20 protein-coding genes are annotated in these 20,114 nt (G+C 72.5%); 15 read left to right on the top strand and 5 right to left on the bottom strand.

The window, feature by feature from the left end; translation table 11 throughout:
* Window positions 1–65 precede the first annotated feature (65 nt).
* Complete coding sequence (locus ABD140_RS23455) at window positions 66–575, bottom strand: hypothetical protein (RefSeq protein WP_344243094.1); 510 nt, start codon at window positions 573–575, stop codon at window positions 66–68.
* Between the two features lie 83 nt (window positions 576–658).
* Window positions 659–1,642, bottom strand: a complete 984-nt coding sequence (locus ABD140_RS23460) for an NAD(+)/NADH kinase (protein ID WP_344243095.1) — start codon at window positions 1,640–1,642, stop codon at window positions 659–661.
* Window positions 1,643–1,751: 109 nt separating this feature from the next.
* On the opposite strand from ABD140_RS23460, the gene ABD140_RS23465 reads away from it, so the two are divergent.
* Window positions 1,752–2,765, top strand: coding sequence for a nitronate monooxygenase (locus ABD140_RS23465; protein ID WP_344243096.1), 1,014 nt, complete (start codon window positions 1,752–1,754; stop codon window positions 2,763–2,765).
* Window positions 2,766–2,784: 19 nt separating this feature from the next.
* Here the strand turns inward: ABD140_RS23465 and ABD140_RS23470 are convergent, their stop codons facing one another.
* A complete protein-coding gene (locus ABD140_RS23470; protein ID WP_344243097.1) occupies window positions 2,785–3,369 on the bottom strand; it encodes a TerD family protein in 585 nt (194 codons plus the stop codon).
* A 307-nt stretch (window positions 3,370–3,676) separates the two neighbouring features.
* On the opposite strand from ABD140_RS23470, the gene ABD140_RS23475 reads away from it, so the two are divergent.
* From ABD140_RS23475 to ABD140_RS23490, 4 genes are read left to right on the top strand one after another with little or no spacing between them, the layout of a single operon-like run.
* Window positions 3,677–4,858 (top strand): cytochrome P450, encoded by a 1,182-nt coding sequence (locus tag ABD140_RS23475; RefSeq protein WP_344243098.1) that lies wholly within the window; start codon window positions 3,677–3,679, stop codon window positions 4,856–4,858.
* A complete protein-coding gene (locus ABD140_RS23480) occupies window positions 4,855–5,043 on the top strand; it encodes a ferredoxin (protein WP_344243099.1) in 189 nt (62 codons plus the stop codon). Before ABD140_RS23475 ends, ABD140_RS23480 begins: the two co-directional genes overlap by 4 nt.
* Window positions 5,040–6,179: an NAD(P)/FAD-dependent oxidoreductase gene (locus ABD140_RS23485; protein WP_344243100.1), complete on the top strand. Its 1,140-nt coding sequence runs from the start codon at window positions 5,040–5,042 to the stop codon at window positions 6,177–6,179. The genes ABD140_RS23480 and ABD140_RS23485 overlap by 4 nt, the downstream gene beginning before the upstream one ends.
* Window positions 6,180–6,191: 12 nt before the next feature.
* Window positions 6,192–7,112 (top strand): LysR family transcriptional regulator, encoded by a 921-nt coding sequence (locus ABD140_RS23490; RefSeq protein WP_344243101.1) that lies wholly within the window; start codon window positions 6,192–6,194, stop codon window positions 7,110–7,112.
* A 24-nt stretch (window positions 7,113–7,136) separates the two neighbouring features.
* On the opposite strand, the gene ABD140_RS23495 is transcribed toward ABD140_RS23490, so the two are convergent.
* Window positions 7,137–7,751: a TetR/AcrR family transcriptional regulator gene (locus ABD140_RS23495; RefSeq protein WP_344243102.1), complete on the bottom strand. Its 615-nt coding sequence runs from the start codon at window positions 7,749–7,751 to the stop codon at window positions 7,137–7,139.
* A gap of 193 nt (window positions 7,752–7,944) precedes the next feature.
* On the opposite strand from ABD140_RS23495, the gene ABD140_RS23500 reads away from it, so the two are divergent.
* From ABD140_RS23500 to ABD140_RS23545, 10 genes are all read left to right on the top strand, one after another.
* Complete coding sequence (locus ABD140_RS23500) at window positions 7,945–9,546, top strand: MFS transporter (RefSeq protein WP_344243104.1); 1,602 nt, start codon at window positions 7,945–7,947, stop codon at window positions 9,544–9,546.
* Between the two features lie 108 nt (window positions 9,547–9,654).
* Window positions 9,655–10,650 carry a phosphotriesterase family protein gene (locus tag ABD140_RS23505; protein ID WP_344243105.1) on the top strand — a complete coding sequence of 332 codons (996 nt, stop codon included), beginning with the start codon at window positions 9,655–9,657 and terminating at the stop codon, window positions 10,648–10,650.
* A gap of 49 nt (window positions 10,651–10,699) precedes the next feature.
* Complete coding sequence (locus ABD140_RS23510; protein WP_344243106.1) at window positions 10,700–11,659, top strand: phosphotriesterase family protein; 960 nt, start codon at window positions 10,700–10,702, stop codon at window positions 11,657–11,659.
* A 14-nt stretch (window positions 11,660–11,673) separates the two neighbouring features.
* Entirely contained in the window at window positions 11,674–12,795 is a 1,122-nt protein-coding gene (locus ABD140_RS23515) for an FAD-dependent oxidoreductase (protein WP_344243107.1), read from the top strand.
* Window positions 12,796–12,798: 3 nt separating this feature from the next.
* Complete coding sequence (locus tag ABD140_RS23520; RefSeq protein WP_344243108.1) at window positions 12,799–13,713, top strand: alpha/beta hydrolase; 915 nt, start codon at window positions 12,799–12,801, stop codon at window positions 13,711–13,713.
* Window positions 13,714–13,720: 7 nt separating this feature from the next.
* A complete protein-coding gene (locus ABD140_RS23525) occupies window positions 13,721–14,659 on the top strand; it encodes an MBL fold metallo-hydrolase (RefSeq protein WP_344243109.1) in 939 nt (312 codons plus the stop codon).
* Window positions 14,660–14,676: 17 nt separating this feature from the next.
* Complete coding sequence (locus ABD140_RS23530) at window positions 14,677–16,401, top strand: CocE/NonD family hydrolase (protein WP_344243110.1); 1,725 nt, start codon at window positions 14,677–14,679, stop codon at window positions 16,399–16,401.
* A 6-nt stretch (window positions 16,402–16,407) separates the two neighbouring features.
* Complete coding sequence (locus ABD140_RS23535; protein WP_344243111.1) at window positions 16,408–17,595, top strand: thiolase family protein; 1,188 nt, start codon at window positions 16,408–16,410, stop codon at window positions 17,593–17,595.
* A complete protein-coding gene (locus ABD140_RS23540; RefSeq protein ID WP_344243112.1) occupies window positions 17,592–18,287 on the top strand; it encodes a 3-oxoacid CoA-transferase subunit A in 696 nt (231 codons plus the stop codon). Before ABD140_RS23535 ends, ABD140_RS23540 begins: the two co-directional genes overlap by 4 nt.
* Window positions 18,287–18,919: a 3-oxoacid CoA-transferase subunit B gene (locus tag ABD140_RS23545; RefSeq protein WP_344243113.1), complete on the top strand. Its 633-nt coding sequence runs from the start codon at window positions 18,287–18,289 to the stop codon at window positions 18,917–18,919. The genes ABD140_RS23540 and ABD140_RS23545 overlap by 1 nt, the downstream gene beginning before the upstream one ends.
* Window positions 18,920–18,928: 9 nt before the next feature.
* Here the strand turns inward: ABD140_RS23545 and ABD140_RS23550 are convergent, their stop codons facing one another.
* Window positions 18,929–20,080, bottom strand: coding sequence for a nucleotidyl transferase AbiEii/AbiGii toxin family protein (locus tag ABD140_RS23550; RefSeq protein WP_344243114.1), 1,152 nt, complete (start codon window positions 20,078–20,080; stop codon window positions 18,929–18,931).
* Window positions 20,081–20,114: the final 34 nt, after the last annotated feature.

Consider the following 20,114-nt stretch of genomic DNA (forward strand, 5'->3'; position numbering starts at 1 on the left):
GGGCAGGTGTCAGCGGCACCGCGCGGAGAGCTCCGCCGGTGGCGCACCCGCCTCGTCGGGCCGGCCTACGTCCGGGAGACGCCCAGCGCGGCGGGCAGCGTCGCTCCCCGCAGGCGATGCCGGATCCAGTGCCCCGCGGGCAGCTTCTCCGCCGGTGGGGAACCACGGCCGCCCGCCGTCTCGCGCCCCGCCTCGGCCGCGTCCGGCGACACCACGGCCGGTACCACGGCCAGGGCCGCTCCGCTCGGCGAGCGGATGCCGCCGTCGAGCAGCCCCAGCTCACCGTCCTCCGGGCACGACGCGTGCCGATGCCCGTCACCGCCATGGCCGGCGGCCTCGCGTACGGCCGACGAACCGGCGAAGGCCGTCCGGTCCGTCCCGCAGTCCGCGACCGCGCCGAGAAGGTCCAGATGCGCGGGCACCGACAGATGGTGCCCGCCGCCGCTCGGAGCGGACTCGTGGAGACCCGGCACGCACGACACCATGTGCAGGCCGACGAGGATCGTCAGCACCGCCAGCCCGAACCACCCGAAGGGGAGATCCCTCCGAGTGTTCGCGCGACTACCGGGTGTCATGATCGGAGATTAACAGAGCGTGACGACGGTCCTCCACCGGCCCGGTGGATCCGCGGTCGTCTTTCGCGGTCCGGGGCGGGGGGTCAGGGGCCGGACGCCGGGCCTTCGGGACGGTCGAGGGCCTGGATGTGGCCGGCCGCGGCCTCGGCGTCGCGGCGGAGCTCGGGCGGGACCAGCTCCAGCAGCTGGTCCGGGCGCAGGGGGAGGTCGAGCAGGCTGAGCTTGACCCGGCTGCGGCTGGCGTGCTCCCCGCCCGAGAGCCGTACGACCTGCCCGGCCTCGGGGCGCATCGTGGCGGTCAGCCGGTCGCCGCGGCCCAGTTCACCGGCCGGCGTGCCGTCGACGTCGACGTTGATGGGCGCGCTGTCCGCCGCGACGTCCAGGCGGACCCGGTCCGCCGCGCCGAGCACGACCGACCGGCCGATCCCGGACATGGGCGCGACCGGCGTGATGACCAGGGCGGAGGAGGAGGGCGACAGGACCGGCCCCCCGGCCGCGTGGTTGTAGGCGGTGGAGCCCGTCGGCGTCGCCACGACCACGGCGTCGGCCCGGTAGTAGCCGTAGCGCAGGCCGTTGATGGTCAGGTCGAGGGAGACCGCGCCGCCGCGGGACGCCCGTCCCAGCACCACGTCGTTGAACCCCGACCGCATCCCCAGCGCCGCGCCGTCCGCGCTCACCTGCAGGGCCGCGTGCCACTCGATCGTGAAGTCGCCCGCGGCCAGCCGCGCCAGCGCCGAGGGCAGCTCGGCCGGATGCACCTCGGCGAGGAAGCCCAGATTGCCGTGGTTGACCCCGAGAACGGGAACGACGCGGTCGGCCACCAGCCGCATCGCGCCCAGGATCGTGCCGTCCCCGCCCAGGGCGATGAGGCCGTCCACCTCGGCCGCGAACCGCTCGTCCGGCACGACCTCGACGCCGGCCAGCACCCGGTCCCGGTCGGCCTCGCGCGCCAGCACCCGGGCGGAGCGCTCGCGCGCGGCCGCGACGACCGTGGCGACCGACCCGCCCACCGGCCTGGTCGGATGCAGCACCAGACCGATCACCGGCCCCCGCGGTTCTCCCCCCATCCTCCGACCTTACGACCGCCTGCCGCCGACGCCCGTGACCAGGGCCTGGGATCCACCTCGGCCCGAGCCCCGGCATAGGCTGATCACGAAGGCGTCGGAGGGAGGACGGGTGCGCGATCCGTTGCCGTGGCTGCCGGGACTCCCGGTGGTGCAGGCTCCGATGGCGGGAGGAGCGGCCACGCCCGAGCTGGTCTCGGCCGTGTCGGAGGCCCGAGGGCTGGGGTTCCTCGCGGCGGGCTACAAGACGGCCGCGCGGATGCGGGACGAGATCGCGCGGACGCGTGAGCTCACGTCCCGGCCGTTCGGGGTGAACGTGTTCATGCCCACAGCCGACGAGGCCGATCAGGCGGAGCTCGACGCCTACGCGGAAGCCCTCGGGGGCGAGGCGCGCCGGCTCGGCGTCGCGGTCGGCACCCCGCGCGGAGGTGACGACGACTTCACCGCCAAGGTCGAAAACCTCCTCGCGGATCCTCCGGCAGTGGTCGGGTTCACGTTCGGCTGCCCGGAGACCGGCCTCATCGAGGCCTTCCGCCGCAAGGGTGCCGCCGTGGTGGTCACCGTGACCTCAGCGGAGGAGGCGCGGCACGCCGAGGCGGCCGACGCGTTGTGCGTCCAGGGGGACGAGGCGGGCGGCCACCGAGGCTCGTTCACCAACACGGACCGTCCGGGAATCGCCCTGGACGGCCTGCTGGCGCAGGTGCGCGAGGTGTCGCGGCTCCCCCTCATCGCGGCCGGTGGCATCGCCTCGGCCGCCGACGCCTCCCGGGTCCTGTCGGCGGGAGCGGTCGCGGCCATGGCGGGCACCGCCTTCCTGCTCTGCCCCGAAAGCGGTACCGGCGCCGTCCACCGCGCGGCGCTGGCCGACCCCCGCTTCACCGGCACCGCCATGACCAGGGCCTTCACGGGCCGCCCGGCACGCGGCCTGGTCAACAGATTCCTACGGGAGTACTCCGACCGGGCACCCGCCGCCTACCCGCAGGTCCACCACCTGACGTCTCCCCTGCGGCGGGCCGCCGCGGAACAGGGGAACGCCGACGTACTGCACCTGTGGGCCGGAACCTCCTGGAGCCGGTCGAGACCCATGCCGGCCTCGGACGTGGTCGCGCACCTGGCGGCGGGCTGAAGGGCCCGGCCCGCGGCTCTCACTGCACGGCGAAGCGGATCAGGCCCTGGCGGTCGCCCTGCTTGATCTTGCCGGTGCGGTTGAGGACCTCCAGCTGCCAGGTGTCGCCGTTGCGGAAGGCGCGGCAGATGGCGTTGGCGTTGTCGGCGCCGAGCAGGGACGGCCAGATGTCGGCCACCTGCGTGCTGGAACCGCCCGTGGCGTCGTAGACCTTGAACGAGACGTTGTTGGCCTTGTCGAAGGAGCTGCCCCGCTTGAACGCGGCGGCGATGAACACGATGGAGGTGATCCCGGCGGGGACGTCGGCGAAGGTGACGTGGACGGTCTCGTCGTCGCCCTCGGCCGCGCCGGTCTGCTCGTCACCGGTGTGCTTCACCGAGCCGTTGCCGAGCGGGTCCAGGGAGTCCAGGCCGGCGAACCGCACCGGCTCCGACCCCTGCATGAGGACCGCGATCAGATCCAGGTCGACGCCTTTCTTCTGCCGGACCCGGCCCAGGAGCCCGCCGCTGGAGCCCGCCGAGGGGTCCCATGCGACGCCGACGGACATGTGGGTGATGCCGGTGAGGTCGGCCGCTCCGTCTTCCTTGGTCAGCGTGATCGCCATGGTCTCCCCGCTCGTTGGTGTCGCCCGCCGTTTCCCGGGCCGGACCCCCGGGCCCGCTGGTCCGGGGGGTACGATCATTACTACTACAAGAGTCGTAGCAACTTGAAGGTACCCCACCCGCCGCGATGCGCCCGCGCGGCGACCGGCACCGGCGTCCGTTCAGGAGATGCGGCGCCGCCGATGACCGCCCGCCCACAAGCTGAACATGCACGCTATTCATGCTTGGTCATGAAAACTATGTGTTTGATTAATGTGAATGCGGTCACTTCAATGGGTCCCGCCTGACGACCCCACCCCGAGGTGACAGATGACCGGCTCAGCTCCTCCCGTCTCCGATCTCGACCTGTTCGACGACGCGGTCCTCATCGACCCGTATCCCTCGTACGCGGCGCTGCGCGACCTCGGAGGCGTCGTGCGCCTTCCCGCGAACGACGTCTACGCGCTCACGAGATACGAGCTCATCCGCGGCGCCCTGGCCGACTGGGAGACCTTCTCCTCCGCGGGGGCCATCGGGTTCAATCCGATGGCCAACGAAGCGCTGGCCGGCACCTCCCTGGCCTCGGACCCGCCGGAGCACACGCGGCTGCGGGCGGCCCTGACCGCGAACCTGTCGCCGCGGGCGCTGCGCGGCCTCAAGGACGGCATCGCCGCCAAGGCCGACGCCCTCGTCGAGGAACTGGTCGCCCAGGGCTCGTTCGAGGCCATCGACGAGCTGGCCCGCGCGCTGCCGCTCGAGGTCGTCGCCGACCTCATCGGGTTCACCGGCGACGTGCGCGCCGACATGCTGCGCTGGGGCCGGGCCGCGATGCAGGTCCTCGGCCCCGTGAACCAGCGCACCGCGGAGAGCTTCCCGATCGCCGGAGAGCTGTACGCCTGGTGCTCGGCCGTCACCGCCCAGGACCTGGCGCCCGGATCCATCGGCCGGGGGGTCTTCGAGGCCGAGGCGCGCGGCGAGATCCCGCCCGGCTCGGCGGGCCACATCATCCACCAGTACCTCGGCGCCGGCGTCGACACCACGATCGCCTCCCTCGGCAACGTCATCGCCCTGTTCGCGGCGCATCCCGACCAGCTCGCGCTGGTCCGGGAGAACCCGTCGCTGGTGCCGGCCGCGTTCAACGAGGTGCTCCGCTACTGGCCGCCGATCAACGCCTGGGGACGCCGCGCGACACGGGACGCGGTGGTCGACGGCGTCCTGATCCCCCGGGGCTCCCGGGTCGCGGTCCTGCTCGGCGCGGGCAACCGCGACCCGCGCCACTACGAGGACCCCGACGCGTTCCTGGTCGAGCGCAACCCGGTCGACCACCTCGGCTTCGGGTACGGCCCGCACGGCTGCGCCGGGCAGGGGCTGGCCCGCCTCGAGGCGCACGCCGTCATCGACGCGCTGGCCCGCCGCGTCGGCCGCCTGGTCGTCGGCCCGGAGACCCGCGTTCCCGGCAACATCACCCGCGGCATCGAAGAACTGCCCGTCCTGGAGGTGGCATCGGCATGAAGATCGTCCTGGATCGTCCGCGTTGTGAGGGACACGGCCTGTGCGAGGAGGCCGCGCCCGAACTGATGCACCTCGACGACGACGGCGAGCTGGTCCTCGACCGCGAGGAGATCGGCGACACCGACGCCGCGCAGGCCGGCGCCGCCGTCCGGGTCTGCCCCGTCGCGGCCCTGCGGCTCTCATGAGCACGCCGGTCCGGCGGGTCGTCGTCGTCGGCAACGGGATCGCCGGCCTCACGGCGGCCGACACGCTCCGCGGTGCCGGTTTCGACGGCGAACTCACCGTCATCGGCGACGAGGCGCACGCGGCGTACAGCCGCCCCGCCCTGTCGAAGGCGCTGCTGCTCGACGGCGACGACCTGTCGTCCCACGAGCTCGCGCCGCCCACTCACGGCGCCGCCGAGCTCCTGGGCGTCCGTGCGACCGGCCTCGACGTCGACCGGCGGCTCGTCCGGCTCGACGACGGCACCGAGCTCCCCTACGACCGTGTCGTGCTCGCCACCGGATCCCGGGCGCGCCGGCTGTCCGACGCGCCCGGGGAGTTCACCCTGCGCGGCCTCGACGACGCGTTCGCCCTGCGCGAGCGCCTCGCCGGACGGCCCTCGGTCGTCGTGGTCGGCGGGGGCCCGCTCGGCATGGAGATCGCGTCGGGCTGCCTGGCCTCGGGGTGCCGGGTCACCCTCGTCTCCCAGGGCGTGCCGCTGATCCGGCAGCTGGGACCCCACCTGGCCGGCGTCTTCGTCAAAGCGGCGCTGGAGCGCGGGCTCGCCATCGTCGAGACCGGCTCCGCGCGGCTCGAGGACCGGGCCGGGGAGACCCGCGTCGTTCTGGACGAGGGCACCGTCGTCGAGGCCGGGCTGGTGGTGTCCGCCGTCGGCGACGTCCCCAACACGGAGTGGCTCGCGGGCACGGGACTGGCCGGCCGGGACGGCGCCGTCCGGGTCGACGCGCGGGGGCTGGCGCGTCCCGGCATCGCGGCCGTCGGCGACCTGGCGGCTTTCCCGACGTCCGGCGGTCCGCGCCGCATCCCGCTGTGGAGCAGCGCGATCGAGCAGGCGAAGACGGCCGCGGCCGCGCTCGTCCGGGGAGAGGACGCGCCCCCGCTCCGGTTCCAGCCCTACTTCTGGACCGAGCAGTTCGGGCTCACCCTCAAGGCCGTCGGCCGACTTCCGGTGGACGGAGAGCCGGCGTACCTCGAGGGGGCGCCCGGCGGCCCGGCGCTGATGCGCTGGTCGCACGGCGACGGCTCCGGAACGGCCGCGGCCCTGAACCACCGGATCCCGATCCCGCGGCTGCGCCGGGCGAGCGGGGAAGCCGGGTAGGGTTTCCTCGCGATGAGCGAAGAAGCGGGGGGCGCCGCGGGTTCCAGGCTGGACCGGCTGGCCTCGGTCAACCTCAACCTGCTCGTGCCCCTCCTCGCGCTCCTGGAGGAGCGTTCGGTGACGAAGGCGGCCGAGCGCGTCGGCCTGACGCAGTCGGCGATGAGCCACGCGCTGAGCCGCATGCGGCGCCTCTTCGACGACGACCTCCTCGTCCGGCAGGGAGGCGGCGCCACGCTGACCCCCCGCGCCCTCGAACTGATCGGTCCGCTGCGGGCGACGCTTCAGCAGGCCGCGGACATCGTCGACTTCCCCGGCTTCGATCCGGCGACGGACCGCCGTGTCATCACCGTCGCGATGACCACCAGCACGGCCTTCGTCCTCGGGGCCCGGCTGGGCCGGCTCGTGGCCGAGCGGGCGCCGAACGCGACGCTGCGCCTGCGCACCATCACCGTGCCGACCGACGGCACCTTCACCGAGCACGGTGTCGACGTCGTGCTGGTCTCCGAGGCGTCCGCGTCACCGTACCCGCGGGAGCGCCTGTACGACGACCGCATCGTGGTGGTGGCCTCGGCGGACGCCCCACCGGAGGCGAGCGCGCTCGACCTGCTGACCACGCAGCCGCACATCGTCGTCGACGCCGAGCAGCGGGTCTTCCCGTACTCGGTGCTCGACGAGCGGGGTGTCCCCTACCGCGTCGGCCAGCTGATCTCCGACTTCCTGCTCGTCCCCTACCTGGTCGGACGCGCCGGCGGGGTCGGTCTGCTCCGCTACCGGGTGGCCGCCGAGATGCGGACGTTCGTCGACCTGCGGATCGAGGAGTTCCCCTTCCCGATCCGGAGGCTGGGCATCGACATGGTGTGGAACCCGCATCTGGGCGACCACTCCTTCATCTCCTGGCTGCGCCGGCTCCTGTTCGACGCGGCCGGGCCCTGACGCGCGAAGGCCGGCACGCGGCGCTCAGCGGCGGCCGATGGAGCCGAACCAGCTCTCGGTGAGGACGTCGAGCATCTCCCGGCGCTCGACGCCCCAGGTGCCCGGGGTCCAGTGGCGGGCGACGTGGTCGAGCTCGGTCATCGCGATGACGCTGCGGAAGTGGCGGGTGCCGGCCGGGAAGCGGTCGGCGCGGTCGAGGCCGTCCTTGATGTCGCCGACGGCCTCGTTCAGCCACTCGTCGAAGAGCGTGCGGATCTCGGGGTCGACGGCCGCGGCCTCGAAGGCGGTCGTGGTGTAGGGGCGGATCTCGTCCCACTGCTCGGAGGTCGCGGCGAGCCAGGCGCGGATGCGCTCCCGTGAGCCGTCCTCGACCACGGCCACCAGCTCGCGCTCGGTCGAGCCGTGCTCGGCGGAGGGCACGCGGCCGAGCGCGGCGTTGAGCCGCTCGGCGATGAGCGCCTTCATGAGGTCGCCCTTGGAGGGGAAGTAGGCGTAGAAGGTCACCCGCGTCGTCCCCGCCGCGGACGCGATGTCGTCGACCTTCGTCAGCGCGTAGCCCTTGGTCGTGAACAGCTCGATACCCGCGTCGAGCAGGAGCTTTCGCGTCATCTCCCGCTGGGCCTCACGAAGCGTCGCCATGCCGTCAGCATAGGGCACGGTGCCCGCGTTCCGCTCTGCATGATCGTAGTGAATACGCGCTGCTCAGACTCTTGACGTGATGTCAAGCAATATGACACCTTGCACAGCCAACGGGTGAGCGCGCTCACAGCGAGCGGCGGCCCGAGCGGCCGGGAGCAGGAATCCGGCCCCCTCCACGAGAAAGAACTCCGCAATGACGCAGACCGCTGCGCGCAGGCAGGGCTACACCGCCACGGTGGTCGCCGGCTGCTTCGCCGTCCTCCTCGCCCAGGTGGCCTACTCGCTGCCCGGCGCGCTCAATGGCACCCTCCAGCAGGAGTTCCAGACCACCGGCGCCCAGCTGGCCTGGATCACCGCCGCCTTCGCCATCCCCATGGTCGTCTTCGAGCTGACCACCGGCGTGATCGGCGACCTGTTCGGCCGCAAGCGGCTGCTGCAGGCGGGCGCCCTGCTGACCGCCGCCGGCTCGCTCGTCAGCCACCTCGCCGGGACCGTCCAGGTCCTGTGGGCGGGGCAGGTCGTCGCGGGCCTGGGCGCCGCGATCCTCTACCCGATCTCGCTCGCCATGCTGGCCGCGGTCAGCCCGTCGCCGGAGGCCCGCGCCAAGGCCATCGCCGTGTGGGCGGGCTTCCTCTCGATCGGCGCGGCGATCTCCCCGCTGATGGGCGGCTGGCTGGCCGCGGAGGGCGACTGGCGCACGTCCTACCTCGTGGTGATCGCCGCGGCCGCCGTCTCGATCATCGTCACCCGGTTCGCCGCCGACTCCTCGGCGCCCGAGGGGCGCAAGCTGGACATCCCCGGCCAGGTCACGCTGGCCCTCGGCCTCATCGCCCTCCTCTTCGCCGCCACGCAGGGCTCCGAGGCCGGCTTCGCCCGGCCCGAGATCATCGGCGCCTTCGCCGCGGGCCTGGTGCTCCTGGGCGCCTTCGTCGCCATCGAGCTGCGGACCGACGTCCCGCTGCTGGAGCTCGGCATCTTCGCCAACCGCGCCTACGCGGTCGTCGCGATCGCCACGGTGGTCGGGATGTTCGCCTTCCTGGCGATCTGCTTCTCGATGAGCATCTGGCTCGGCGCGATCCAGCACCAGAGCGCCCTGAAGATCGGCGTGCTGTTCCTGTTCATCCAGGGACCGGCCTTCGTGCTGGCGCCGCTCGTCTCCCGCCTGATCCGCGACTTCTCGCCCCGCTGGATACTCACCACCGGCTTCGCCCTCATCGCCGCCAGCGGCGTCTGGTGCTCCACCTTCGACGTGCACGACATGGACTGGACGCGGTTCATCGCCCCGATGCTCGCCCTGGGCGTCGGCTTCGCGCTCACCGTCGGCTCGATCACCGCCGTCGCGATCAACACCGTTCCGCTGCGGCTCGCCGGCATGGCCAGCGCCACCACCAACCTGCTGCGCGACTTCGGCTTCGCGCTCGGCCCGGTGCTCATCGCCGCCTTCGCCGTCAGCCGGGCGAACGGCGACCTGAGCGCCGACGCCGGCAGGGCGATCGGCGAGTCCGGGCTCCAGGCGCCGTACACCGACGTCGCCGGGGGCATCGCCCACGAGGGCGGCGCCATGGCGGTCAACTCGATGCCGGTCGTGCCCGGCGCCGGTCCGGGCATGCCGCCGGTGCCGATGCCCGAGAGCCTCCGCGTGCTCGCGTTCGAGTCGCTCGGCGGCGCCTACGGCCTGGCGTTCCTGGTCGCGGGCCTCTGCGCCGCCGCCGCGGCGGCCCTGACGCTGTTCGGGCTCTTCGGCTCCCGGAGCGCCGGCGCCGAGGAGCCCTCAGCCGCCCATACGGTCAGATAGCTTAATTTACCTGAAGGCAACTTGCTTGACATGATGTAAATTCAGGTGACACCATTCACACCGAGGGCGTGACAGCAGTCACCCCCGCCGCGACCGAAAGGAACGCCAGTGCCAGGTGCCCAGACCGCCGCGAACGCCACCGGCGGCACCGTCAACACCGTCCTCGGCCCCGTCCCCGCACGGGACCTGGGGGTCGTCGCGGTCCACGAGGCCCTGCTCTCGGTCCTCCCGGGGGCCGAGTACGCGTTCGACGTCACCATCGACCGCGCCGAGGTCTTCGAGATCCTCGCCGGGAAGCTGCGGGACTTCCGCGAGCGCGGCGGCGGGACGATCGTCGACGGCACCGGCATGTTCCACGGCCGCGACCTGCGGCTGTACGAGGCGCTCTCGCGCACGACCGGTGTGCACATCGTCGCCTCCACGGGCCAGGGCCCCGAAGGGCTGCTCGGCGGCTACTTCCTGACGCCGCAGACCGACCCGCCGACGCCCTGGCCCGCCGAGAAGTTCGCCGACCTCTTCGCCGAGGAGGTCACCGAGGGCATGGTGGTCCCCCGCGTCGAGCGGCGGGGCGCCGCGGGCCTGGTGGCCACCGCCGCGACCCGCGAGGGCATGACCGCGACCGACGAGAGCCTGTTCCGCGGCGCGGCCCGCGCCGCCCTGGCCACCGGCGTCCCGGTGTCCCTCCGCCACGGGAACGACGCCGTGCGCGACCTCGAGGTCGTCCTGGACGAGGGGCTGCCGGCCGGCCGTGTCGCCGTCGGCGGGCTCGACCGCGCGGACGCCGTCGCCTCCGGCGCGCCCCTGGAGATCGCGGCCCGCGGCGCCTTCGTCCTCCTCGACTGCGTGGGCACCGAGGACGGCGGCCACATCACCGACGCCGAGCGCGCCTCCCTGGTCGCCGAGCTCGTCGCGGCCGGCCACGGCGCCCGCGTCCTGCTCTCCAGCGGCGCGACCGGCGTCGCCAAGGGCCACCCCGCCAATGAGGTGGGCTACGGCCACGTCCTCACCGCGTTCGCCCCCCTCCTCAAGGCCCGCGGCCTCGGCGACGAGGACGTCCGCCGGATCCTCGTGGGCAACCCGCGCGACCTGCTGTCGGTGCGCTGAGCGCGCGGCAGCCCAAGATCATCGAGTTCCTTCCCCGAAGGTGAGTGCCGTGTCGAGAGTGAACACCGTCCTAGGGCCGATCCCGACCGAAGAACTGGGTCTCGTGGCCGTCCACGAGCACATCGGGTACGGCATGCCGGGCTCCGAGCTGGACACCAGGTGGTGGAAGACGCCGGAGGAGCGGTACGGCGAGACCGTTCCGAAGCTGCGGAGGTTCCACGAGTACGGCGGCGGCACGTTCGTCGACGCGACCGGCATCTGCAACGGCCGCGACATCGACTACTACCGGTCGCTGTCGGAGAAGACCGGTGTGCACATCATCGCCTCCACCGGCTTCGTCGGCGGAGACACCGCCCTGCCGTTCTTCGAGCGGGCGAGCGTGGAGTACCTCGCGGAGCACTTCGTCCACGAGATCACCGTCGGCATCGGCGGTAGCGGCGGCAAGGCCGGCATCATCAAGGTCGGCGTCAGCCGGGGCGGCCGGATGACCGACCTGGACAAGCGCATCTACCGCGCGGCGGCCCGCGCGGCCAGGGCCACCGGCGTCGGCGTCCTGACCCACCTGGCCATCGACGCCGAGAACGCGATCGCGATCTTCAACGAGGAGGGCCTCCCCCTCGACCGCGTGCTCTTCGGGCACGTCGACGACGGCGTCAACGCCGACAAGACCCGCGACACCTGGATCGCCGAGCAGGGCGGCCGGATCGGCTTCGACACCTTCGGCTACGAGACCGAGCTGCCGGACCCGCCGTTCTGGGCGCGCCCGCGCCGGGAGCGCCTGGAGCACTTCCTGCGGTTCATCGACGGCGGCGAGGGCCGCATCAGGCAGGTGCTCGCCTCCGCCGACGCCAACTGCAGCCCGCTGGGCTGGCCCGGCGTGAAGGGCCACACCGTCAACTACATCTTCGAGGACCTCATCCCCGACCTGCGCGCCGCCGGCCTGGGCGAGGCGGCCATCAAGACGATCTTCGTCGACAACCCCGCAGACTTCCTGACGATCCAGCACTGACAAGGACCACCACCATGCAGCCCTCAGACCTGAAGAACCTGAAGATCGCCGTCGTCGGCGCGGGGTACGGCGGCGCCGCCGCGGCCAAGGCGCTCAGCCTCCTCGGCGCCTCCGTCGACGTCTACGAGCAGGCGGGCCGGATCCGCGAGGTGGGCGCCGGCATCGGCCTGCGCCCCTCCACCATGGACCGGTTCCGCCGGTGGGGCGTCTTCGACGCGATCGCCGGGGTGAGCTCGCCCAGCGACTACTTCGAGATCCTCACCGCCACGGGCGAGACGATCATGCGGGAGGCGTGGCCGGAGATCGAGGCCTTCGGCGAGACCACCCATCTGATCCACCGCGGCGACTTCATCGAGGCGCTGCTCTCGGTGCTGCCCGAGGGCATGGTCCACCTCGGCCACAAGCTCGAGCGGATCGAGGACCGGGGCACGGGCTCCGCCCTGACCTTCGCCAACGGCACCACCGTCGAGGCCGACCTGGTCGTGGGCGCCGACGGCATCAAGTCCGTGGTCCGCAAGGCCCTGTTCTCCGAGCAGGAGCCGGTCTTCTCCGGCGAGCACGCCTACCGCGCCGTCATCGACATCGACGCCGCCTACGGCATGGTCACCGACGACAACCTGCGCATGTACATCGGCCGGGGCACGAAGGTCTACCTCCTGCCGCTGCGCCACCGCGGCCAGGTCTCCTTCGACATCACCGCGCTGTGCCCCGACGGCACCTGGGCGCCGTGCGTCACCAAAAACGACCTGCTCAAGACGGTCGAGGGCTTCGACGAGCGGATCGTGAACATGACCCGCGACCTCGACATGGACACCGTCAACTGCCGCGCCGTCTACGACATCGACCCGGTCGGCACCTGGCACTCCGACTCCGTCGTCCTCGTCGGCGACGCCGCCCACTCGATGCTGCACCACCAGGGCCAGGGCGCGAACTCGGCGATCCTGGACGCCGGCGCGCTCGCCGACGCCCTCACCGAGGCCGGTTCGGTCAAGGAGGCGCTGGCGCTCTACCAGGCCACCCGCAAGCCGGTGACCGACGAGCTGCAGCGGATCTCGCGCCAGGGCTGGACCGAGGACGAGGTCAACGACGTCTTTCCGGGCCAGAAGCCCGCGTCCCAGAACCCGCAGGGAGCCTGAACCATGCCGCTGCACCCGCAGATCGCCCAGGCCCTCGCCGCCATGCCCGCGCCGCCGCCCGGTCCGCTGAACCCGGAGATGATGCGCGCCGGCGAGGAGGCCGGAGTCCCCGCCGACCGCCTGCCGCTCCACTCCGTCGAGGACCTCACGGCGCGGACCGCCGCGGGCGAGGTCCCGCTGCGGGTCTACACGCCGGTCGAAGCCGACGCGTACGGCCTGCTGGTCTACTTCCACGGCGGCGCGTTCTTCCTCGGCAGCCTGGAGACGCACGACCACGTCGCGCGCTCCCTCGCCAAGGAGACCGGGCTCAAGGTCGTCTCCGTCGGCTACCGGCTGGCGCCCGAGCACGCCTTCCCCGCCGGTCTCGAGGACTGCTACGCCGCGGTCCGCTGGGCCGCCGCGAACGGCGAGGCCCTGGCCTGGGACGGCACGACGCTGGCCGTCGCCGGTGACAGCTCCGGCGGCACGTTCGCCGCCGCGGTCGCCGGCATGGCGCACGACGACGGCTTCGACCGCATCACCCACCAGGTGCTGTACTACCCGTCGCTCGACCTGGACTTCGACGTCGACCGCTACGCCTCGCTGCGGGAGAACGCCGTCGGCTACGGGCTGGAGACCGCGGGGCTGAAGCCGTTCAACGCCTTCTACATCGACAGCGGCGCCGACCCGGCGGACCCCCGCGTCTCCCCCGTCAAGCGGGCCGACCTCGCCGGGCTGCCCCCCGCGCTGATCATCACCGGCGAGCTCGACCCGATGCGGGACGAGGGCGAGCTCTACGGCCAGAGGCTGAAGGACGCCGGCGTGGCCGCGACCGTCAGCCGGTACGACGGCGCGGGGCACGGATTCGTGCAGCACTTCTCGTGGATCCCGGAGTACCACCGGGCCTTCGAGGAGACCCGCGACTTCCTCGCGCGCTAGGAGAGCCATGCACCCCGTACGAGTCCATCCCCTCGTCTCTCCGTGGGGCCGGTTCGGTCTCTACAGCTTCTTCATCGACGCGCCGGAGCCGGCCATCGTCGACACCGGCATCGCCACCTCCCCCGCCGAGGGCATGGCCCCCGCGCTCGAGGCCGTCGGCCGCCGGATCGAGGACGTGCGCTGGATCCTGCTGACCCACGGCCACATCGACCACGTCGGCGGCGCCCACGCCCTGTGGGAGCTCACCGGCCGGCTCGCGCAGGTCGTGATCCACGAGGCCGACGCGCCGCTGCTGCGCTCGCGCCGCGCCCATGTGGAGGAGTACCTCGCCGGGCGGGGGCGGTACCTGAACGACGCCGAGGGCGAGGCGAAGGCGACGGCCTCGGCCGAGGCGATCATCTCCGGCGAGATGGAGCCGACCCTGCTCGTCCGGGGCGGCGAGACCCTCTCCCTGGGCGGCGGCGTCACCGTCTCCGTCCACGCGATCCCCGGCCACACGCCGGGCTCGGTCGCCTATGTCGTCGACGGGCAGCGCTCGGCCTTCGTCGGCGACGCCGTCCAGGTGCACGGGGCCGCCAACGGCTTCCCGGGCTTCGAGGACCCGGCCGCCTACCGCGCGAGCCTGGAGTACCTGCGCGACGAGGTACGCCCGCGCCACCTCTACCTCGGCCACCCCTACCGCCGCACCGACGGCACGCCGTACGGCGTCGAGCTCGACGCGGCGCAGGCCGAGGAGGCGCTGCGCGAGAGCCTGGACGTCGAAAGCCGGGTCAATAGAGCGGCGTACGCCTGCCTGTGCTCGGGGCTCCTGGAGACGGACTCGCCGTACTCCCCCTTCGCCCCCGTGGCCCGGGAGGTCGGCTACACCGCCGATCCCGCCCTCGAGCCGTCGCCGTTCTTCACGTCGATGCACGGCTACCGCACGCACTTCAACCGGAACTCATGACAGAGGAGTTCGCACCCATGGCCGACTTCCGGATCATCCAGGCGGGCCTGGAGGAGATCGCCGTCCGCAAGGACCTCCGCGTGCCGATGCGCGACGGCGTCACGCTCGCCGCCGACGCCTACCAGGGCACCGGCGACAAGCCGCGTCCCGCGCTCGTGGCGCTCAGCCCGTACGGCAAGGAACTGCAGGCCCTCGCGCTCACGACACCGCCGCAGCGGCGCCCCTCCCCCATGTGGGACGGCTGCATCGAGGCCGGCGACATCGCGCGCGTCGTCGAAGAGGGGTACGTGCACGTCATCGGCGACCTGCGCGGCTCCGGCGCCTCCGAGGGCGAGCACATCGGCAACTACAACGCCGGCGGCGTCTCCCTCGGCCAGGACGCCTACGACTTCATCGAGTGGGTCGCGGCGCAGCCGTGGTGCGACGGCAACGTCGGCATGATCGGCATCTCCTACTTCGGCTCCATGCAGGTGCTGGCCGCGGCCGAGCGCCCGCCGAGCCTCAAGGCGATCTTCGTCAGCGGCGGCCACTACGACTTCTACGAGACCACCTACCACGGCGGCGTCATGTGGTTCATGCCGCGCGCCGCCCGCGAGGGCCGCGGCGGCGACTCCGGCTGGGCGTTCACCGACGGTGTGAAGTCCCGGATGCTCCAGGCGTACTCCCCCTCGGAGATCAAGGAGAAGGTCGCCGAGCGGCTGAAGGACCCGGACGTCGCGGCCTGGCCGAACCTCGTCCACGTGCTGCACTACCCCAAGAACCACGAGGCCTGGTTCGACATCGTGATGAACGAGGTCGACGGCGAGTGGTACGAGGAGCGCAACCCGATCACGCTCGCGCCGAACATCGACATCCCGGTCTGGCTGCAGATCGACCAGGGCCGCGGCTGGACGATGGACGGCACCATCGAGGTGTACAAGGCGCTCAAGGGCCCGAAGAAGCTCGACATCGGCCCGTACCCGCCGATGCAGTCGCGGCCCTTCATCGAAGAGCACGACAAGATGTTCCGCTGGTACGAGTACTGGATCAAGGGCGTCGACAACGGGATCATGGACGAGCCCGCCGTCACCGTCCACGTCGAGGGCTCCCGGGAGACCGTCACCGGCGCGCAGTGGCCGCCGAAGGACGTCGAGCACCGGCCGCTCTACCTGCGCCCGCGCCGCAGGCTCTCCTTCGAGCCCGAGCCCATGGGCGCCGAGTACGCCGCGCCCGACGGCTTCTACCAGGCGCCGCTGACGGTGACCGACAAGGTGGAGATCCTGAGCTGGAGCACGGCTCCGTTCACCGAGGCGACCGAGATGATCGGCCAGGGCGCCGCGCACCTCTTCGCCGAGATCGACCAGCCCGACACCAACTTCATCCTGCGCATGTGGGACGAGGCGCCGAACGGCAGGCGGCAGCTCATCACGACCGCCTACCTCAAGGCGTCGCACCGCGAGCTGGACGCCGAGCGCACCACCGAGGGCGACCCGTTCCACCCGCACACCCGCGCGGTGCCGGTCGAGCCGGGCGCGATCGAGGAGTACGTACTGCGCGTCTATCCGTTCGCGGCGACGTTCCTGCCCGGCCACAAGCTGGTCGTGGAGCTGTCCAACGCCGAGCCGCTGGCCGACGAGCACAACGCCCTGCTGCCGCCGGACGCGTTCCACCTGCCGGTGGGCCGCCCCGTCACGCACAAGATCTACCGCGACGCTGCCCACCCGTCACGGCTCGTGCTGCCGTTCACGGTGGAGAGGAGGTAGTCGAGCATGGCATTCGTCTACGCGGCGGCCCGTACACCCTTCGGCCGCTTCAACGGAGCGCTCGCCGGTGTCCGCCCCGACGACCTCGCGGCGACCGCGATCAGCGGCTTGCTCGCCAAGGCGCCGGAGCTGGACCCGGCCGGGATCGGCGAGATCGTGTGGGGGTGCGCGAACCAGGCCGGTGAGGACAACCGCAACGTCGGCCGGATGGCCGGGCTGCTCGCCGGGCTGCCGGTGTCGGTGCCCGCGACCACGGTCAACCGGCTGTGCGGCTCGTCGCTGGACGCCGCGATCATCGGCTCCCGCACGGTCGACACCGGTGACGCCGACGTGGTGCTCGTCGGCGGCGTGGAGTCGATGACCCGGGCCCCGTGGGTGCTGCCGAAGCCGGACCGGGCGTTCCCGGCGGGCAATGCGACCGCCGTTTCGACGACGCTCGGCTGGCGCCTGGTCAACGCGCGGATGCCCGCGGAGTGGACGGTGTCCCTGGGCGAGGCGAACGAACGGCTTCAGGAGCGGTTCTCGATCCCGCGGGAGCGGCAGGACGAGTTCGCCGCGCGGTCGCACCGGCTCGCGGCGGCGGCCTGGGACGAGGGCTTCTACGACGACCTCGTGGTCCCGGTCGACGGCGCCGGGCCGGCGCGCGACGAGAGCATCCGCGCCGGTTCCACGCCGGAGAGGCTCGCCGGGCTCAAGCCGAGCTTCCGGACCGACGGCACCATCACCGCCGGGAACGCCTCGCCGCTCAACGACGGGTCGGCGGCGGTGCTGCTCGGCTCGGAGGCCGCCGCCGCGCGGATCGGGCTCGATCCCATCGCCCGGATCGCGGGGCGCGGGGCGTCGGCGCTGGAGCCGCAGGACTTCGGGTTCGCTCCCGTCCCGGCCGCCGGGCGGGCGCTGGAGCGGGCGGGCATCGGCTGGGACCAGGTGGGCGCCGTCGAGCTGAACGAGGCCTTCGCCGTCCAGTCGCTCGCCTGCGTGGACGCCTGGAGGATCGACCCGGAGATCGTCAACGTCAGGGGCGGCGCGATCGCGATCGGCCACCCGCTCGGCGCCTCGGGTGCCCGGATCCTCGGCACCCTCGCCAAGGTCCTGGTCGAGCGGCGCGAGCGCTACGGCGTCGCCGCGATCTGCATCGGCGTGGGCCAGGCGCTCGCCGTGGTCCTGGAGAACGTCACGGGAGGAGCAGCGTGAGCAGGACGCAGATCTTCGCATCGCCGGACGAGGCGGTCGGCGTCGTCAAGGACGGCGACACCGTCCTCGTCGGCGGCTTCGGGCTCGCCGGGATGCCGTTCGACCTGATCGACGCGCTGATCCGGCACGGCGCGGGCGGCCTCACCATCGTGTCCAACAACGCCGGCAACGGCGACGTGGGCCTGGCCGCCCTGCTGAAGGCGGGCCGGGTGCGCAGGATCCTGTGCTCCTTCCCCCGGCAGGTCGACTCCTACGTCTTCGACGACCTCTACCGCCGCGGACAGATCGAGCTGGAGGTCGTCCCGCAGGGCAACCTCGCCGAGCGGATGCGCGCGGCCGGGGCGGGCATCGGGGCGTTCTACTGCCCGACGGGCGTCGGCACGCCGCTCGCCGAGGGCAAGGAGACCCGCACGATCGACGGCCGCGACTACGTGCTCGAATACCCGATCAAGGGCGACGTCGCCCTGATCTCCGCGCACGCCGCCGACACGGCGGGCAACCTCGTCTACCGCAAGACCGCCCGGAACTTCGGGCCCGTGATGGCCGCGGCCGCCACGACGACCGTCGTCCAGGTCGCGTCGATCGTGGACGCGGGGGGCATCGACCCGGAGGCCGTCGTCACCCCGGGCATCTACGTCGACCGCGTCGTCCAGGTCGAGCCGCGCCACTACACCGTGCAGGGAGCCCGCTGATGCCTCTCGATCCCGACCAGCTCGCCGCCCGCGTCGCCCGGGACATCGAACCGGGCGGCTATGTCAACCTCGGCATCGGCCAGCCCACGAAGGTCGCCGACCACCTTCCGGCGGAGCTCGGCGTCGTCCTGCACACCGAGAACGGCATGCTCGGCATGGGCCCCGCCGCCACCTGCGACGTGATCGACCCCGACCTCACCAACGCCGGCAAGGTCCCCGTCACCGAGCTCCCCGGCGCCGCCTACTTCCACCACGCCGACTCGTTCGCCATGATGCGCGGCGGCCACCTGGACGTGTGCGTCATGGGTGCCTTCCAGGTCTCGGCGAACGGCGACCTCGCCAATTGGGACACCGGAGAACCCGGCTCGATCCCCGCCGTCGGCGGCGCCATGGACCTCGCGATCGGCGCCAAGCGGGTGTACGTGATGATGACGCTCTTCGCCAAGAACGGCAGCCCGAAACTCGTCCCCGCCTGCACGTACCCGTTGACGGGCGTGCGCTGCGTCAGCCGCGTCTACACCGACCACGCCGTCTTCGACCTCACCCCCGACGGCGCCCGCGTCCTCGAGACGTTCGGCACCTCCGTCGAGGAGCTCCGGGACCGCCTCGAAGTCCCCCTCCTGGATGCCTGAACGCCCCCTTCACGACGTCCGGCCCGGGGGCCGGGTGAGGACGTCGAGGCGGGACATGAGGTGGGCCTCCTGGCGGACGTAGTACCCGTTCAGGTGCTTCCAGTCCGCCAGGAGGACCCGCGCGGCCTCGCGCAGGGGGACGCCGAGCGCCTCGCTCGCGATCAGCGCCTGGTCCTCGAAGGCCATGGAGTCCTCCCGCACCAGGAGGTCTCCGACGGCTTTCGCACCGCCCGTCCGGGCCGCGGTGCGGCAGGCGTCGATGCGGGGCCCGAACCACAGGACTCGGCGGCCCTCATCGTCGTCCGGTTCGTCGAGGGGTTCGGCGCAGATGGCGTCGATCGCGGTCGTCAGCCGTGCGATCAGCGCGTCCCGGCTCGGCGGAAGGTCCGGATCCTCCCAGTCGGCGTTCGCCAGGTCGAAGGCCGCCGACGACAGCGGGGTGCTCGCGTAACCGGGGAGCACGGACACCGCGAGCTCCTTGAGGAGGCGGTGGGAGACCGTCGTGCGCTCGGACAGGACGACGGCGTCGTAGAGGTCTTTGCCTTGCGGGTAGGCGTCGGTGAGCAGCCACTGCAGCTTCCACGCCAGCGACAGTTCCGGAGTGGCGGCCGGGATCTCCACGCCCGCCACGCGCGTCGGCTCGGGCGGCAGCGGCAGCCGCTCGCCGAACGTGAAGTCCAGCTGCACCGCCCCCGACATCCCTCCGCCGGCGTCCCAGGGCAGGACGAGACGGCGTCCGGGCACCCGGTCATAGGTCCAGATGTCGTCGGTGCGTGCACCCGACGCGTCGATGGGAATCGGGCCTTCCTCGGCCGCCCGCCCTATACCGGCGAACATGCGGCCCGTCTCGGCGTCGCCGATGTCCCGATGCTCGGGAACGACGACGAAGTCCAGGTCACCCGGGTCCCGTGCCGCCTCGCCGTACCAGGCCCGCAGCAGCATGCTGCCGCGCAGCACCAGCCCGCCCGCCCACCGCGACCTGGCCACCGCCCGCACCACCTGCTCCAGCGCCGCCGCCCGCGCCTCCCGCCAACGCCGACCGGCCTCCTCGTCGGAGAACCGCGGATCAGCCGCCCGAAAGGCGTCCTGGTAGTGCTTCAGCGCCGGATCGAACACCGGCGTGACCTCCGCACCCGGCACCCCCACATACGTCCGAGGCATACTCCGCAACCGCTCCACCCCTCGTAGCCCTCTT

The sequence above is a fragment of the Actinocorallia libanotica genome, assembly GCF_039525175.1.
Taxonomy (GTDB): domain Bacteria; phylum Actinomycetota; class Actinomycetes; order Streptosporangiales; family Streptosporangiaceae; genus Actinocorallia; species Actinocorallia libanotica.